Here is a 15,399-nt window from a genome sequence, read left to right on the forward strand (position 1 = left end):
TATTACAGGTAGTATGCTTCATCGTAATCCCAGCATTGCAGTATTCCTTGGACCGGTCCGTTGCCGTTCAATCTCTATTGTGCGTCAAATCATCGGCAACAGCAAGGTAATGATTGTATAAAAAAGTTTTGTCTACCGCTTGTAAGCCGCCACCCGAATTCTCCGGTAATCCATGACCCAGCTTCCTTCTTGGAACAATGTCGGTTTGAGCTCCACTTCCATCCAAGAAATGACCTCTGCACGTTCAGCAGGGGAGAGGACCTTCAGAATTCCATTGGCAAAAATGTTCAGCCATGTTGCAAAGCCCTGCTCCGCGCCCTCCAGCGGTGTCGGGCGGTCGAAGCACAGGGCGAAGTCCACGGTGAACCCGTGGCGCTCCAGCAGGGAGGCATATTGCCCCGTGCTGGGAAAATACCAGGGCAGGCGGAGTTTGTCGCTCTGGCCAATTGCAGCAAAGGCGCGGGGCAGCCCGGCGACAATGGACGCTATATTGCCCAGCGCGCCGAATTCTGCGACTAGACGTCCGCCCGGCCTGAGGCTGGCCGCCATGGAAGCCGCCGCACCATCGGCATCCAGCAGCCAGTGGAGGGCTGCATTGCTGAAAATGGCGTCTGCCGCTGACTCCGCCACGTAGTTCTGACCGTCTGCTTCAATAAAGGTCAGCTCCGGATGCTTGCTGCGCGCCGTTCTGATCATATCGGCAGAAGCATCAACGCCAGTAATGACTGCGCCATGGGAAGCGATCGTCGCCGCGAGATCACCAGTGCCACAGCCCCAGTCGATAATATGCTCGCCCGGCCGGGGCTGAAGCAGGTCGATCAGCGACTCGCCAAACTGTGAGACAAACGCCATATCTTTATCATAGGTACTGGTATGCCATAACTGATTCATAAGTGAAGCTCCCTTCGTTGTGAAGTCTTATTTCTGTTGTAACATACAATAGTCTTATAAGTGAAATATATAGAATGGATAGACGTGATTGGTTTTTCCTATATTGCTTTATGAATCTAAAAGACAAAATAGTTTTTTTGAAATAAAGCTTGCAATTCATTCGGAAAAGGAGTATATTCTTAATTACGGTGATTGGTTCGCTGGTTGAAACAAACCAGATATGAATCAAACTATACATAATATGCGGTCGTGGCGGAATTGGCAGACGCGCACGGTTCAGGTCCGTGTGGTAGCAATACTGTGGAGGTTCGAGTCCTCTCGACCGCATCATAGCTTTAGTTCAATAAGCTTGTGAACTTTCCTTATGGGAGTTTGCAAGCTTATTTTATATATATAGAACGCATTAAAAAAACAAACATAACCAAGAAAAAAGAGAGCTTATATAAGAAGGATAATTAGCGCCATTTTCGTACCGTAAATCCTCTGCAGCTAAGGGTTAGTGGAGATTAAGTGCAATATTGTATCTTAAATCTTCCAAAATACCCTGTTCAGCGTGCTTTTTTGAAAAATAAGATACAATAATACCCTTATTTAACTCATTTACTTAAATAAAAGGAAAATAAGGTACGAAAATGCTGTTAATTGGGGAGGTGACCTCTCTTTTTCACTGTTAAGACGACTGGTGAATAGGAATATACCGCTTCTAGAGGTTGAAATCTGTCGACAGACTATGATCCGGTGCTAGCTTTCCTATAGAAAGCTAGGCGAGCGCTTTGCGCCTAAAGTTCCAAACTTCCCCGTTCGCTCACTTCGCTTTTTGTTAATTTCTTTTGTTTGGCTTATATAGTAAGAATGTTTAGGCTATTATTCATGACTTAGGCAGAAGAAGTTTTGAGCTATAGTCCAAGTGAGCTACTGCCAATACCATTTGGAAATAAAAAGAATACTGGAGCAGTATTCTTTTCATAGAATTCAGTGTCAAACTTTCCCGATCAACAGCCATCAACACCACAGCTAGTTCCTTCCACCACGGTTTCCAATGTCTGTTTAGATTCGTTCCATACACGATTAAGCATTTCAAGAAGAACTTCGGGGGAGTGGGCACCCGAGATTCCATAGGTCCGATTGAACGCCATAAAGGGAACGCCTTGTACACCCAGTGTTACGGCGGTTTGCTTATCGGCAAGGACCTCCTGCGTATAGCGATCGGTTCTCAAGACATCGAGCACCTCTTCAGGAGGGAGACCAACCTCGATAGCTAATCGTTCAAGATCTGCCACATCTCCGATAGCAGCCCCTTCGCTAAAGAAGCCTAGGAAGAATCTCTTCTTGAGTGCGTCTTGCAATCCATATTCGACAGCTAAATGCAATAAACGATGCGCATCAAACGTATTTCCTTCTCTGGCTTTCTCCATATGGAATTCCAAGCCCACTTGGGCAGCCAGATCGACCGCTCGATTTTGAATCTCAACATAATCCTCTCTTCGTATACCTTTGTAGGTCGCGTGATACGTTTCACGGTCTCCCTCGATCAGACGGGGAGCATCTGGGAATAGCTCGAAGCTCCGCCATTTGATGTCTACTTGATCACGATGCTCAAATGAAGAAAGAGCAGTCTCTAATTTCTCTCTTCCGATTGTGCACCATGGACAGACGATATCCGACCAAATTTCTATTTGTATCTTTGTGGATTCTTTATCGACAGGCATTTTTGATCTCCTTCAAAATATATGATTTTTAGTTTAGAGACTAGCGCAAGGATAAGCCCTCTGACCGGCCTATCGAGCAGCCTTGTGTAAAGTAGGCCCTTAAACTATAATGATCATTATAGAATACTAAAATTGAGATGGCAAGGTGAATCATAATGAACGTTATAGAAGATAAAAATGTTTCCCATTCGTCACCAAAGACACGTCGTAGATTTGATCGTGACAAAGCGCTGCAGATTGCTCTGGAGTTATTTTGGCGTCATGGCTTCGAAGCTACCTCCATGGCTGATTTGCTGAAGGCGATGGGGCTTTCAGCTCCGAGCTTGTACGCTACTTTTGGGAATAAAGAGGAGCTATTTCATGAAGCTGTTGAGTTGTATGCATCCACTTATGGGGTAGCGCTAACTCAAGCCCTGTATAAATCTATAGCAGCAAAGCAAGCGATTGAGGAGATGCTTATGGATGCAGCACATTTCTTCACTAATCCGGATAACCCGGCAGGATGCTTCTTTGTCTCTGGCGCAACGAATTGTTCACAGAACTACGCTTATATTGGCGAATTATTGGCGGCGAGGAGAGCAGAAAGAGAAGAGGGAATATTCCTCCGTCTTACTCGTGCTGTTGAGGAGGGAGAACTACCAGGGAGTGCTGAACCGCGGCATATGGCCAAGTTTTTTCACACGGTATTGCAGGGGTTAACAACACAAGCGCGTGACGGTGCGTCAGTAGATGAGTTGAGAGCAACGGTAACAATTGCGATGAGAGTATGGCCAGTACAGGTATAGATTTAAAGGCGGTAGCAGCTATACCTGTGCCGCCTTTTTGATTGGCTATCGTTATGATTGTGGTTTTTGTCATTTGCATTGGGGGGGAGCTCAGGGAATTGGAGTGATTCAATTCTTGAATAAATCTATTGAACTTTTCAATTATACATTCTGACAGGGGTATTCTAATATGGATAATACCTACTTATTATATAGGAATTATTAAATATGAGGAATGATGATGCTGCACTGGAAGCGAAATCTGTATATTTTGTGGCTAGGACTATTCTTCAATCATATGGCCTATACCCTGTCTGTTCCGTTTTTCCCACTGTTTCTGCAAGAAGATTTGGGCATTCAAAATGGCCTGGAAGTCTGGTCTGGTGTTTCGATTTCAATCAGCTTTCTGATCAGCGGATTATGTGCCCCATTCTGGGGCTCGTTGGCTGACAAATACGGCAGCAAGTCGATGCTGATTCGTTCAGGCGTGGGGCTGGCTATCGCCCATATGGCGAATTACTTTGTCCATGATCCCTATATGTTTATTGCGGTGCGGATTTTTCAGGGACTTATGGCCGGCTTTACTCCTGCATCCATCACATTAGTGGGTACGAATACGCCTGAGAAGCATGTGGGGTATGCACTGGGTGTCATCTCGACCTCTACCGCTGCCGGGGGGATTCTTGGGCCGCTTGTGGGTGGTGTGCTGAGCCATTGGATCGGACTACGGGGCTGTTTCATTGCATCAGGAGTGATTACGCTCTTATCTGCTCTTATGGTTCTGTGGGTAAAAGAATCGCGCGAGCACCGCACTGTGGTGCAATCAAGCATCCTGGGTGATTTGAAGAAGGCGGCTTCCAACCCTGGTTTAATGCGGATTTATGGTCTGATTCTACTCGTCTCGACTTCCGTGCTGATTATCGAACCTGTGCTAACGCTTTACGTCGTTCAGATTGGCGGAGATATCAGCAATGCTACACTCAGTGCAGGAATCGTCTTTTCAGCGATCGGTGTTGCTACGGTGATTATGGGCCCTCGTTGGGGTAGAATTGGCGGTCGGATCGGATATGAGAAAACATTGTTTATCGGTCTGCTGGGTGGCGGGATTGGCAGTCTTCTGCAACTGACAGCCTTTAACCTCATTTATTTTGGAAGTCTGCGATTTATCTATGGGCTGTTCTTCGCCGCCGTGTACCCGGCTATGAATGCACTGATCATCAAATATGCCGACAACGATTTTCGGGGCAGAGCTGTTAGTTTAAGCCAGACCGCGAATCAATTCGGAATCGTGCTTGGGCCGCTGATTGGCGGTTTTCTGGGCGGATGGGTTGGAATCCCTGTTGTATTTCTCCTTACGGGTATTACGCTGCTGGGAGCGGCATGGGCAGTTAGGATGAAGGAATTTAAGCAGGTGGATCGAACAAAGCTGGGCATTGCGGGGGAACCCGCTCGCAGCAGTTTGAACAAATGAGAACGTTATCCGTCATCAAGAATGATCAATATAGATATCACAATATGAGGAGGATTTAAATATGTCTAAAAGACAATTGAAATTGGGAGCAGTCTTGCAGGGGGTTGGCAACAGTATTTCCTTTTGGCGGCATCCAGACATTCCGATCAATGCCAGCGTAAGTCTGGATTTCTACAAGAAGCAGGCGCTGAAGGCAGAGGAGGGGAAGTTCGACCTGCTTTTCGTTGCGGACGGTCTCTATATCAATGAGAAATCTAATCCGCATTTTCTGAATCGTTTTGAGCCATTGACTATACTATCTGCGTTGGCGGGCTTTACTTCGAATATCGGGCTGGTCGCTACATTATCTACTTCATACAGTGAACCGTTCACGGTCGCAAGGCAATTCGCTTCTCTAGATCAAATAAACGGAGGAAGAAGCGGCTGGAATGTGGTGACTTCACCACTGGAAGGATCGGCGCTTAATTTTGGCAAAGGTGAGCATCCGAATCATTCTTTGCGCTACGAAATTGCGGAAGAGCATTTGGAGGTAGTCAAAGGCTTGTGGGACTCATGGGAGGACGATGCATTTACCGGGGATAAGGACAATGATGTTTTCTTTGACCGCACCAAGCTGCACACGCTAAATCATAAAGGAACACACTTTTCAGTCCAAGGGCCGCTTAATGTAGCACGCTCCAAGCAGGGATATCCGGTCATATTTCAGGCGGGTTCTTCTGAATCCGGTAAGGATTTGGCTGCCAGATCAGCCGAGGCCGTATATACAGGGCATGAGACACTGGAAGAGGCAAGGGAGTTTTATAAAGACGTTAAGACAAGAGCTGCGGTGTATGGACGCAAGGCAGAGGATATCCTGATTTTCCCTGGCATTGGTCCGATCGTTGGCAGAACAGTAGAAGAAGCCGAGCGAAAGTATCAGGAAATCGTGGAACTGGTCAGTATCGAGCAGGCGCTAAATTATTTGGGCCGTTTTTTTGAACACTTTGACTTCTCGGGGTTCCCACTGGATGAGCCTTTCCCTGAGATCGGTGATCTCGGCAGTAACAGCTTCCGGAGTACAACGGACAAAATCAAGCAGCAAGCCAGAGAGCAAGGGCTAACGTTGCGCCAGGTAGCACTGCAGGCCTCTACGCCAAGAACATCGTTCATCGGCACACCGGATCAGATCGCTGATCAGATACAGGAATGGTTTGAAGGCGGGGCTGCAGATGGCTTCAATATTCGTACCGTTGTGCCGGGCGCGCTAGCGGACTTTGTGGATCTGGTCGTTCCGGTCTTGCAGCAGCGGGGTCTTTTCCGTACAGAATACGAGGATGACACGTTGCGGGGCAATCTGGGGCTTAAGGTTCCGGACAACCGTTATATATTGGAGACGGTAAAATAAATCAACCATTTTTGACAAGCCCCTCAATATAGAGTAATATCCACATGTGATTTAATATGGATTCGCACCCAAAGACTCTCTCTTTACAGGGAGAGCTTTTTTTGTATTTACATATTAGGGAATCGGTTAATAGGGGTGGAAATCGTGGATACTGCTATTCGTAATCATGTATTGATTGTTGAAGATGACGATAATATTAGACGTTTTATATCGATTAATTTAATCAATAACGGCTTTGTGGTGAGTGAGGCGGCAAATCAAGGAGAAGCTTTACAGAGCTTCACTACGGATCATCCCGATGTTATCGTTCTGGATATTATGCTGCCGGATGGTAACGGTTTTGAAATCTGCCAGAAGCTAAGAGAGCAGGACCCTGGGGTCATTATTGTTTTTTTAACCGCACGTGGACAGGATCTGGACAAAATCAAAGGACTTGAAATCGGCGCTGATGATTATATCGTCAAGCCCTTCAATCCGCTAGAGCTGGTAGCAAGAATCAAAGCCATCCTGCGCCGTACAGAATTAGTTGTAAAGCCGCAAAGGCTTGTTCTGCAATCCGGACCGATTCGGATGGATCTTAATGCCAATAAGGTGTTTAAACATGATGATTTGATTGAATTAACGCCGAAGGAATTCCAAATGATCCGAACGTTCCTGGAACATCCCGATACGGCACTTTCCAGAAATGAATTAATGAATCTCGTATGGGGTGAGGATTATATTGGCGATCCTAAAACGGTAGATGTTCATGTACGCAAATTGCGGGAGAAGATCGAAGATGACGACTCCAATCCGTATTGGATCGAGACCGTATGGGGAGTAGGTTATCGTTTTAGGAAGGAAGGCTAAAGGGATGGGGATTCAGAAAAGATTAGTAGGCAGTTATCTGGTAGTCATTTGCCTGACGGTTCTCATACTGGAGATTTTCCTTAACGTATCCGTGAGATATTATTATTTTCACAATATAGAGCGAATCCTGATGAATCAAGCGGAGCTATCCGCTTCTTTTTTTCAGCAGTATTTTGCTGAAGAGGATCTGGAGAAGGAATCGGAACGCCTGTTGAAAGGATTTGCTAACCATTCTGATGCGCAGGTGCAGATTATTAGTTCATCGGGTCGGCTTTTGCAGGATTCGAATGGACTTCAAGGCGATAAGGTTATGACTGCGGATGTGCAGTCAGCGATTCATGGTCAGCCTGGCACCTGGAGAGGGAAGGACCCTGTGACCGGGGAAGCTATTTTAGCGGTCGCCTATCCTTTACAAGCCAATGAGGTCATCGTCGGGGAAGTCAGGTTTATCACGTCCTTAACGGAGACCATACATACAGTGAATCAAATTACAATTTTATTGATCGGTGTCGGGTTGCTGGTGATTGTGATTGTGACGATTCTTGGCTTATTGCTGTCTTGGACCATTACGAGATCCATCAAAGACCTTAAACAAGCCGCAGATAAAATGACTGAAGGGGATTTCAGTATAAGAGTCCATAAGCGCTACCAGGATGAGCTGGGTTCCTTGGCGGATACTTTGAATATGATGGCGAGACGAATTTCTAAGAGTGAACAGCTTAAGAATGATTTTATCTCATCCGTATCCCATGAATTGCGCACCCCGCTAACCTCCATAAAAGGCTGGGCCATCACATTGAAGGCCAATGCGGGCGAGAACCGGCCTCTGCTTCAAGATGGACTTGAAATTATTGAATCAGAAAGTGACAGATTAACTCATATGGTGGACGAGCTACTCGATTTCTCCAAGCTGGATAACGGTAGAATAGCCATACACCCCGCACCAGTGGATCTGACGGAACTGCTGCAGCATATCGGGAGGCAACTGGCCCCAAGAGCAGCCCGGCAAGGGATCTCACTCGAAGTAAGTGTCAAGGAGGGCCTGCCTGTCATTCAGGCGGATGAAAATCGTCTCAAGCAAATCATGATTAATCTTATTGATAATTCACTCAAATTCACTCCTCCTTCAGGTCACATTCTGATTGAAGCCCACACCGTTCCGGGAAAAGTATTGATTACGGTAGAAGATAATGGTTCAGGAATCGCAGAGGCCGATTTAGAGAATGTACTGCACAAATTCTATAAGGGCGATCCAAATGCTTCAGGCAGCGGACTCGGTCTGTCCATATCGGATCAGATCATTAAGCTGCATCATGGAGTATTGGGAATAGACAGCGTGCCAGGAGAGGGAACACGGGTTCAAATAGAACTTCCAGTATAGGTGATCCACAAATTTAACTATTTCATAACCACTTTAATCCCTTCCGCAGATAAAATAGGTAAAGAGCGGATAAGCGAGGAGTCGATGATCTCAATGTCCAGCAAATTCATAAAAATAGGTGTCATGCTGACAACGTTATGGTTGCTTGGCGGATGCCGGGTTCCGGCAACACCTATAGATATGATAAAGCCTCCCTTATCCGAAGCGAGCAAACAGCGTTATGATACCAGCCAGGAGCTGATCAAGCTGTTGCCGGATAAGGCGCAACTGGTCACCCCTTTACAGGGACAAGAGGGTCATGATATTTCTTTTGGAGATATGGATGGAGACGGAATTGATGAAGCGGTCGTTGTCTATGAAGACAATAAAGAGACGGGTAAGCCGTTGAAAGCCGCACTATTCAAGCAGCAAAACGAGAAGTGGAAAGTGGTCTCGGAGATCCAAGGTTTTGGTTATGGTCTGGAGTATGCCGGATTTCTAGATTTAGATCATGACGGCTTTAACGAGCTTGCCCTAGGCTGGTCATTGGGTGAGGCTGGAAACGGATTGGATGTATATAAGTTAAGTGAGGATAAGTTAAAGCTGTTCTCTAAGAAGGCTTATCACGGGCAACTCAATCTGAAGTAATTTATTCGTGAGTAGTACTGGCATGGTGGAGGTGATCTATGATTTGAAACTTAAAATAAGAGGTCGCCCCGATTTCACCCTGTTTTTCTTGACCTTGTTGTTGGTTGGTTTTGGTTTGGTTATGATTTTTAGCGCCAGTTATCCTGCTGCTTTCATAAGACATGATAGTCCGTGGCACTACGTCATGAAACAAGGCGTATTTGCGCTCACCGGATTATTTGTGATGCTCATTTTTATGTCTATTCCGTTTTCAGTGTGGAAAAAATCTTCGCCCATTCTGCTGACATTCTCCTTGCTGGCCCTTGTTCTGGTCTTAATAGGAGGAGCAAATATCAATGGTGCGAGACGATGGTTTGTTCTAGGTGGTTTTAATTTGCAGCCGTCGGAGTTCACCAAGTTAACCGTTATCGTATATTTGTCGGCCATCATTAGCAGAAAAGGGGAGCGAATTCGCAATTTTCGGAATGGCTTATTGCCTATTATCGTGGTCGTTGGTACGATGCTGCTGCTGATTATGCGACAACCGGATTTCGGAACCGTGTTGATCCTGTTCTTTATTGCAGTAACAATCCTGTGGGTCGGTGATGTTGACCTCCGTCATATGTTGTTGCTTAGCATGGCTCTCGTGCCTATGTTTGTTTATCTTGCGGTTAGTAAAAGTTATCGTCTTGAGCGCGTCAGCGCTTTTCTGAATCCGCTAGATGATCTGCAAGGCTCGGGTTATCAACTTACACAGTCATTCTATGCTTTGGGCAATGGAGGCCTTACTGGGACGGGGATTGGTCAAGGTGTGCAGAAGCTGTCTTATTTGCCGGAGGCTCATACCGATTTTATCTTTGCTGTGGTTGGCGAAGAATTGGGATTTGTCGGTACATTTATGCTCTTCGTCGTATTTTTTCTGTTCATCTGGCGAGGGTTTATTACTGCAATAAGGAGTAGTGATCCATTCGGTCTCATGCTGGGAATGGGTATTGTGATGATGATATTTATTCAATTCCTGCTGAATGTTGGATCTGTGATTGGCAGCCTGCCGATTACGGGAGTACCTCTCCCTTTTATTAGCTATGGCGGATCATCGCTCATTCTGTGTTTGGCCAGTACCGGGATTCTTCTTAGCATTTCACGAGATAACCATAGAAGACGTCAAGAAAATGCCAGAAATTCGACAAAATAGAGGTAGTCATATGTTTATCACCAGCAAGTTTGCAAAACTGGATCTATCCACACTTATTCTTGTGACATGTCTCGTTTCCATTGGAACCCTCGCTATTCATGGAGCAACAGCAGATACACATCTAGCGGGACTTCAAATTAATTATCTATATCTCTTTGGTGCATTTTGTATTCCGATGTTAATGATCGCATTGATTGATTACAAAGTTCTATTGGGCAAGCTGGCCTATCTTCTCTATGGAATGAGTATCGGGATGCTCGTACTGGTCAAGTTTGTTGGAGAACACATTAATGGTGCCTCCCGGTGGCTTAGCATCGGAAGCTTTCAGCTTCAGCCGTCGGAGTTGGCGAAAATCTCCACGGTGCTGCTGATTGCCCATATGCTAGGAAAACGAGAGGGGAAGGAACTCCGTTTCGTTCAAGATTTATTACCGGTCTGTGGTATTTTTGGCCTTCCATTCGTCTTAATTTTGCAACAACCAGATTTAGGTACGGCGCTGGTGTTTGTGGGGATATTACTTAGCATGCTTTGGGTTGGCAATATCCGGGCAATGTATATGATTCTGATCCTCGGTACAGTGTTCGCTTCGATTGGTACTATATTATGGTTATTTAATGCCGACTTCGAATTGTTATCCAAGATTGTAAAGCCCCATCAAATGTCCAGGATTCAAGTTTTTCTAGATCCAACCAGTGATCCAGATAAATCGTGGCATGTTAAAAATGCAATGACAGCGATAGGGGCCGGAGGTTTGTCTGGCAGTGAAGGGGTTTATGTACGCAGAGGATTTATTCCTTACGCATATTCCGATTCAATTTATGTCGTCATTGGGGAGAATTATGGTTTTATAGGTTCTGCTGTGCTGCTGCTTCTGTACTTACTGCTTGTGTATCGGATGATCTTTATCGCAATGGACAGTAGAGAACGTGCAGGGTCCTATTTGGTTATCGGTTTTATCGCCATGTTAATCTTTCAGGTATCCGTGAATATCGGAATGCATATCGGTTTGCTGCCCCTGACGGGTATTTCATTACCATTTATCAGCTATGGAGGCAGTTCATTGCTCAGTAATATCCTGGCGATTGGTTTAGTACTAAGTGTTAAAGTTCATAAGGATGAAATCTTCATTGAACCATCTGAGAAGTAGAAGGCAGGTTTAAGGATTGGATATATACAGCAATGGATGCTAATGAAGTGGAGTGGAAGGAATCATGTCTAGAAAGAACAAAGGTAAGAATAAAAGTAAGTGGAGCACGACCCGCAAAGTTGTGACGAGTATAAGTCTAGTTATCGGCGCTCTCCTAATTGGAGTGGGGCTGTATGTGGGGTATTTATACCAAAAGACGGACACGGCCATTCAGCGCATGGCTGCACCGGCGGCAATCGTTCAGCCTTTGGCTCTTCCAATGGAGACCGATAACAATAATAAAAAGGAAAACATCGAGCCGATGATCTTTTTGCTCGCCGGTGTAGATAGCCGGGAAGGAGGCGGCGGGGTGATGAATACGGATGTGCTGATGCTCGTCAGCTATAATCCGGAAACCAGGTCCACCAGCCTGTTATCGTTGCCGCGTGACTTACTGCTTAAGCCCAAATCCTTGCCTTCCCGCAAAGCCAATTACTATTATGCCTATCACTATATTAAAGATAAGTCGCAGGCTATTCCTAATACGAAGCAATTTTTTAGCGATCTACTAAGTATTCCAATTGATCATATGGTCGTGGTGAATTTTGATGTGTTAAGGCAAACGGTGGACTTGCTAGGTGGACTGGACATTGATGTCGACATGGATATGAAATATACCGATACTGCAGATGGGACAAATATCGATTTGAAAAAAGGGTTGCAGAAACTTAATGGCAAACAGGTGCTGGACTTTGTTCGGTATCGCAAATCCAATCAAGGCACCGGAGAATCCTCCGACTTCGCACGTAATGATCGGCAGCAGCAAGTTATCAAGCAGATCGTTGACAAGCTGGGTGCTTTTCAAGGGATTTCCCAATGGGGAAGAGTGCTCGACATTATCGGCAATAATGTAAAGTCAGATATACCGGGAGAGGAGCTCCAGCAATGGGTGTTCAGTTTCCCTAAGATCAAACCAGAGCATATTCGTTCATTACATATGGAGACCCTTTGGAAAAGTCCTTATGTTTACGTGAAAAAAGAGGATTTACAAGCGGCACTTGCTACTCTGCGTGATGAAGCTGGCATTAGTAAAAGCAGTTCATTCAACCTGAAAGCCGTGGGGACGATGGATTGATATCAAGCAAGTGCTATACGATCTTTAGTGTATCGAAAAACCCGATCATTTTGATGATCTCGGGTTTCTTTTTTTTGGTGGTGAAAAAAAGTAATTGACTTACGATAATTATCCTAATATTATTATAAATATCTTTAAGATAAATAATTATATTATAAGTGATGGGGGATATTATTTATGAGTATTTTATCAATTGTATTGCAGTCCATTTTGGCGTTGGGCTTCCTTATGTTCGGCTTCACGAAGTTTGGTTCGAAGCAGATGGTGGAAGAATTCAAGCGTTATGGGCTTCCGGCAGCGTTCCGTATTTTCACAGGTTTGGTTGAATTGGCGGGGGGCGTATTCATGGCTATCGGGATCTGGAAAGAGCAATTTGCGGCTATCGGTGGAATAGTCGTTGTGGTGACCATGATCGGGGCTGTTGCTACACATGTCCGCGTGAAGGATCCTGCCTCCAAGCTGGGAATGCCTTTGGTATTATTGATTCTCGGGCTTGTGGTATTATTTATAAATTGGGGGGCGTTAGTCGGCTAAGACGTTCAAAAATCCCCCTTTAGTTGTCAACGAAGGTGGTAATTGAAATGAATTTGGATAATGAACAACATCAGCTTGACCTGCGTTTGCTCAGGGTATATATGAAATCCGTGCAATCTGTAGTCGAGTTCATGAAGAAGGATATCAGCAGTTATGGAGTGGATATAGGGGCCTTTCATATTCTAGAGTTTCTATATAATAAAGGTCCCCATGCTATTCAGAAGATCGGTGAGAAATTTTCTATCCCAAGCGGAAGTGTCACTTATGTGGTGGATAAGCTGGAGAAGAAGGGGTTTATTCAACGGGAAGTAAGCGCAGAGGATCGAAGATTGGTGATGATCAAGCTAACCGATGAAGGACAAGCACTTTTTGATGATATTTTCCCCAAACATACGCAGACTATAGCCGACATGTTCTCTGTATTGACGGATGAGGATAAACATCAACTGACGGAATTGTTGAAGAAGCTGGGCTTGCAGGCTGAGAGTAAATTAAAGTCCTAAGGGACACTCGGATAAGGAGGTGATCCACTTACCTGCAGGAGTGCAGGAGGCAATAGGTTATCAGGAAAAAGCTTATTTTTAGAAGCTGCACATTATAAATAGAATAGACAAAGGGAGAGAAATTAAAATGGCAAATGTATTATTCGTGAAGGTAAATGATCGTCCGGCAGAACAAGCGGTAAGTGTGAAAATGTATGAAGCGTTCCTGGGAGCGTACAAAGAGTCACATCCACAGGATGCCGTGACAGAGCTGGATTTATACGAAGCTAACCTGCCCTACTATGGTAACACTGCCATTACTGGACTATATAAAATAAGCCAAGGTTGGGATTTGACGCCGGAAGAAGCATCCTTGACTGCAACAGTGAACGGTTATTTGGACCAATTCCTTGCTGCTGATAAAGTTGTTATTGCGTTCCCACTTTGGAATTTCATGGCACCTGCACCACTCATCACGTATATTTCCTATCTTGCACAAGCAGGGAAGACATTCAAATATACTTCCGAAGGTCCGATTGGACTGGCAGGCGATAAGAAAGTTGTATTGCTGAATGCCCGCGGCGGAGTATACTCCAGCGAGCCGATGTCTGCTTTGGAATCCGCTGTGAAGCCAGTGAAGACTGCACTGGGTATGTTCGGAATTCAAGCTGAAGAGATTATTATTGAAGGTCATAACCAAATCCAAGATCGTTCCGAAGCTATTATTGCCGAGGGACTGGAGCAAGTAGCTAAAGTGGCTGCAACATTCTAATAGAGTGACATAACAAGCTTCCTGGCTTTTTGCCAGGGAGCTTGTTTCATTTATTAGGTTTAAGAAGGATCGAAGTGTAATATTGTACCTTGAATTTTCCAGAATACCCGTCCAGCGTGCTTTTTCGAAAAATAAGATACAAAAATGCTGTTAGTTGGGTAGCTCGTCGCTCACTCCCAGAGGCTTCATGTCACCGGCAAGCATACAGACGAAGAGATGCCGAATAAAAATTCCAACATTAAAGAAATTTGAAAAAATGGTTTTCGCAATTTAATGTCACATTGCATCAATCCCCGCATATGCTTCTAACAACTCCCATTATAGAAGGGGCTCGCCTTCCATTGGTCCAATTCAATACCAGGGCTCTTGAATTACTGGGACCTGAGCTTACAACTAATTAAGCAAACGGAGGATGCAAATGACCTTTGATTACATTAACTACTGGGATCAAACGTATAAGACAGGCGGAAACTCGGGATCTGGATCTTACGGTGTACTGGCAGAGTTCAAAGCCGCGGTTGTCAACGCCTACATTGAGCGCTATAACGTCAAAGAGGTGATTGAATTTGGCTGCGGCGACGGGCATCAGCTGGGATTAATTAACTATCCGCAATACATTGGACTTGATATTTCATCGGAATCCGTACGCATATGCCAGGATAAATACGGTGATGACCAGACTAAAGCTTTTGCTACTTACCATCCGCTGACTTGGACGGGGGATCAACAAGGATTACAAGCAGATATGACAGTCTGTTTAGATGTACTTTACCATATTATTGATGAAAGCCACTTCCAGGCAACACTGTCTCATGTACTTAATACGTCACGTGATGTCGTCGTTATTTATTCCAAACTCGATACCGGTGAGGATGAGCAGGTCATTTATACGATCAAAGACCGGGACTTACTGAGCAGACTCGCGCAGTTCAGCGATTTTCAAATTGTAGAACGCATCCCGCAGGTGTACCCGGATCACTCTTCTGCCAGCTTTGTCATTTTACGCAGAAAAAGCGCAATTTCATAAACAACTAATATGCCAGTATTTCGCTCTTTCTGGTAATGCCTTTTCTCATGACTGCAGAGGAGAACACTATAAA

General features: G+C 45.1%; 15 protein-coding genes and 1 tRNA gene. 14 read left to right on the forward strand and 2 right to left on the reverse strand.

Translation table 11 applies throughout. The features are described from left to right. Window positions 1–132: 132 nt before the first annotated feature. Window positions 133–891, reverse strand: a complete 759-nt coding sequence (locus ACFVRY_RS16450) for a class I SAM-dependent methyltransferase (protein WP_387501304.1) — start codon at window positions 889–891, stop codon at window positions 133–135. 243 nt (window positions 892–1,134) lie between these two features. Between ACFVRY_RS16450 and ACFVRY_RS16455 the strand changes: the two genes are divergently transcribed. Continuing rightward, window positions 1,135–1,218: transfer RNA gene (locus ACFVRY_RS16455), tRNA-Leu, on the forward strand. Between the two features lie 665 nt (window positions 1,219–1,883). Here the strand turns inward: ACFVRY_RS16455 and ACFVRY_RS16460 are convergent. Further along, window positions 1,884–2,600 carry a DsbA family oxidoreductase gene (locus tag ACFVRY_RS16460; RefSeq protein WP_387501305.1) on the reverse strand — a complete coding sequence of 239 codons (717 nt, stop codon included), beginning with the start codon at window positions 2,598–2,600 and terminating at the stop codon, window positions 1,884–1,886. A 155-nt stretch (window positions 2,601–2,755) separates the two neighbouring features. Between ACFVRY_RS16460 and ACFVRY_RS16465 the strand changes: the two genes are divergently transcribed. From ACFVRY_RS16465 to ACFVRY_RS16525, 13 genes are all read left to right on the forward strand, one after another. After that, window positions 2,756–3,385 (forward strand): TetR/AcrR family transcriptional regulator, encoded by a 630-nt coding sequence (locus tag ACFVRY_RS16465; protein ID WP_387501306.1) that lies wholly within the window; start codon window positions 2,756–2,758, stop codon window positions 3,383–3,385. A 250-nt stretch (window positions 3,386–3,635) separates the two neighbouring features. Continuing rightward, window positions 3,636–4,835 carry an MFS transporter gene (locus ACFVRY_RS16470; protein WP_387501307.1) on the forward strand — a complete coding sequence of 400 codons (1,200 nt, stop codon included), beginning with the start codon at window positions 3,636–3,638 and terminating at the stop codon, window positions 4,833–4,835. A 61-nt stretch (window positions 4,836–4,896) separates the two neighbouring features. Next, the gene (locus tag ACFVRY_RS16475; RefSeq protein ID WP_387501308.1) at window positions 4,897–6,219 is read left to right on the forward strand and encodes an LLM class flavin-dependent oxidoreductase; all 1,323 of its coding nucleotides are present in this window, start codon (window positions 4,897–4,899) and stop codon (window positions 6,217–6,219) included. Window positions 6,220–6,363: 144 nt separating this feature from the next. Beyond that, window positions 6,364–7,068: a response regulator transcription factor gene (locus ACFVRY_RS16480; protein ID WP_387501309.1), complete on the forward strand. Its 705-nt coding sequence runs from the start codon at window positions 6,364–6,366 to the stop codon at window positions 7,066–7,068. A gap of 4 nt (window positions 7,069–7,072) precedes the next feature. After that, window positions 7,073–8,449, forward strand: a complete 1,377-nt coding sequence (locus ACFVRY_RS16485) for a sensor histidine kinase (protein WP_387501310.1) — start codon at window positions 7,073–7,075, stop codon at window positions 8,447–8,449. Between the two features lie 123 nt (window positions 8,450–8,572). Then, window positions 8,573–9,076, forward strand: coding sequence for a hypothetical protein (locus ACFVRY_RS16490; protein WP_387501311.1), 504 nt, complete (start codon window positions 8,573–8,575; stop codon window positions 9,074–9,076). Window positions 9,077–9,119: 43 nt separating this feature from the next. After that, the gene (ftsW, locus tag ACFVRY_RS16495) at window positions 9,120–10,250 is read left to right on the forward strand and encodes a putative lipid II flippase FtsW (RefSeq protein ID WP_387501312.1); all 1,131 of its coding nucleotides are present in this window, start codon (window positions 9,120–9,122) and stop codon (window positions 10,248–10,250) included. Between the two features lie 10 nt (window positions 10,251–10,260). Beyond that, on the forward strand, window positions 10,261–11,397 hold the full coding sequence (locus tag ACFVRY_RS16500) for an FtsW/RodA/SpoVE family cell cycle protein (RefSeq protein WP_387501313.1): 1,137 nt from the start codon (window positions 10,261–10,263) through the stop codon (window positions 11,395–11,397). Window positions 11,398–11,461: 64 nt separating this feature from the next. Further along, window positions 11,462–12,511: an LCP family protein gene (locus tag ACFVRY_RS16505; RefSeq protein WP_387501314.1), complete on the forward strand. Its 1,050-nt coding sequence runs from the start codon at window positions 11,462–11,464 to the stop codon at window positions 12,509–12,511. A 177-nt stretch (window positions 12,512–12,688) separates the two neighbouring features. Next, the gene (locus ACFVRY_RS16510; protein WP_066372027.1) at window positions 12,689–13,045 is read left to right on the forward strand and encodes a DoxX family protein; all 357 of its coding nucleotides are present in this window, start codon (window positions 12,689–12,691) and stop codon (window positions 13,043–13,045) included. Between the two features lie 47 nt (window positions 13,046–13,092). Further along, window positions 13,093–13,548, forward strand: a complete 456-nt coding sequence (locus tag ACFVRY_RS16515) for a MarR family winged helix-turn-helix transcriptional regulator (RefSeq protein WP_387501315.1) — start codon at window positions 13,093–13,095, stop codon at window positions 13,546–13,548. A 127-nt stretch (window positions 13,549–13,675) separates the two neighbouring features. Beyond that, entirely contained in the window at window positions 13,676–14,299 is a 624-nt protein-coding gene (locus ACFVRY_RS16520) for an FMN-dependent NADH-azoreductase (protein WP_387501316.1), read from the forward strand. A 418-nt stretch (window positions 14,300–14,717) separates the two neighbouring features. Continuing rightward, on the forward strand, window positions 14,718–15,326 hold the full coding sequence (locus tag ACFVRY_RS16525; RefSeq protein WP_387501317.1) for a methyltransferase: 609 nt from the start codon (window positions 14,718–14,720) through the stop codon (window positions 15,324–15,326). Window positions 15,327–15,399: the final 73 nt, after the last annotated feature.

Source organism: Paenibacillus sp. NPDC057934, from assembly GCF_042887565.1.
In the GTDB taxonomy this organism is placed as follows: Bacteria; Bacillota; Bacilli; order Paenibacillales; family Paenibacillaceae; genus Paenibacillus_AQ.

Excerpts from the sequence above, each read along its gene's own strand:
- ACFVRY_RS16450 (WP_387501304.1), bottom strand. The coding sequence starts at position 891 with ATGAATCAGTTATGGCATACCAGTACCTATGATAAAGATATGGCGTTT.
- ACFVRY_RS16460 (WP_387501305.1), bottom strand. The coding sequence starts at position 2,600 with ATGCCTGTCGATAAAGAATCCACAAAGATACAAATAGAAATTTGGTCG.
- ACFVRY_RS16465 (WP_387501306.1), top strand. The coding sequence starts at position 2,756 with ATGAACGTTATAGAAGATAAAAATGTTTCCCATTCGTCACCAAAGACA.
- ACFVRY_RS16475 (WP_387501308.1), top strand. The coding sequence starts at position 4,897 with ATGTCTAAAAGACAATTGAAATTGGGAGCAGTCTTGCAGGGGGTTGGC.
- ACFVRY_RS16485 (WP_387501310.1), top strand. The coding sequence starts at position 7,073 with ATGGGGATTCAGAAAAGATTAGTAGGCAGTTATCTGGTAGTCATTTGC.
- ACFVRY_RS16490 (WP_387501311.1), top strand. The coding sequence starts at position 8,573 with ATGCTGACAACGTTATGGTTGCTTGGCGGATGCCGGGTTCCGGCAACA.
- ACFVRY_RS16500 (WP_387501313.1), top strand. The coding sequence starts at position 10,261 with ATGTTTATCACCAGCAAGTTTGCAAAACTGGATCTATCCACACTTATT.
- ACFVRY_RS16505 (WP_387501314.1), top strand. The coding sequence starts at position 11,462 with ATGTCTAGAAAGAACAAAGGTAAGAATAAAAGTAAGTGGAGCACGACC.
- ACFVRY_RS16510 (WP_066372027.1), top strand. The coding sequence starts at position 12,689 with ATGAGTATTTTATCAATTGTATTGCAGTCCATTTTGGCGTTGGGCTTC.
- ACFVRY_RS16515 (WP_387501315.1), top strand. The coding sequence starts at position 13,093 with ATGAATTTGGATAATGAACAACATCAGCTTGACCTGCGTTTGCTCAGG.
- ACFVRY_RS16520 (WP_387501316.1), top strand. The coding sequence starts at position 13,676 with ATGGCAAATGTATTATTCGTGAAGGTAAATGATCGTCCGGCAGAACAA.
- ACFVRY_RS16525 (WP_387501317.1), top strand. The coding sequence starts at position 14,718 with ATGACCTTTGATTACATTAACTACTGGGATCAAACGTATAAGACAGGC.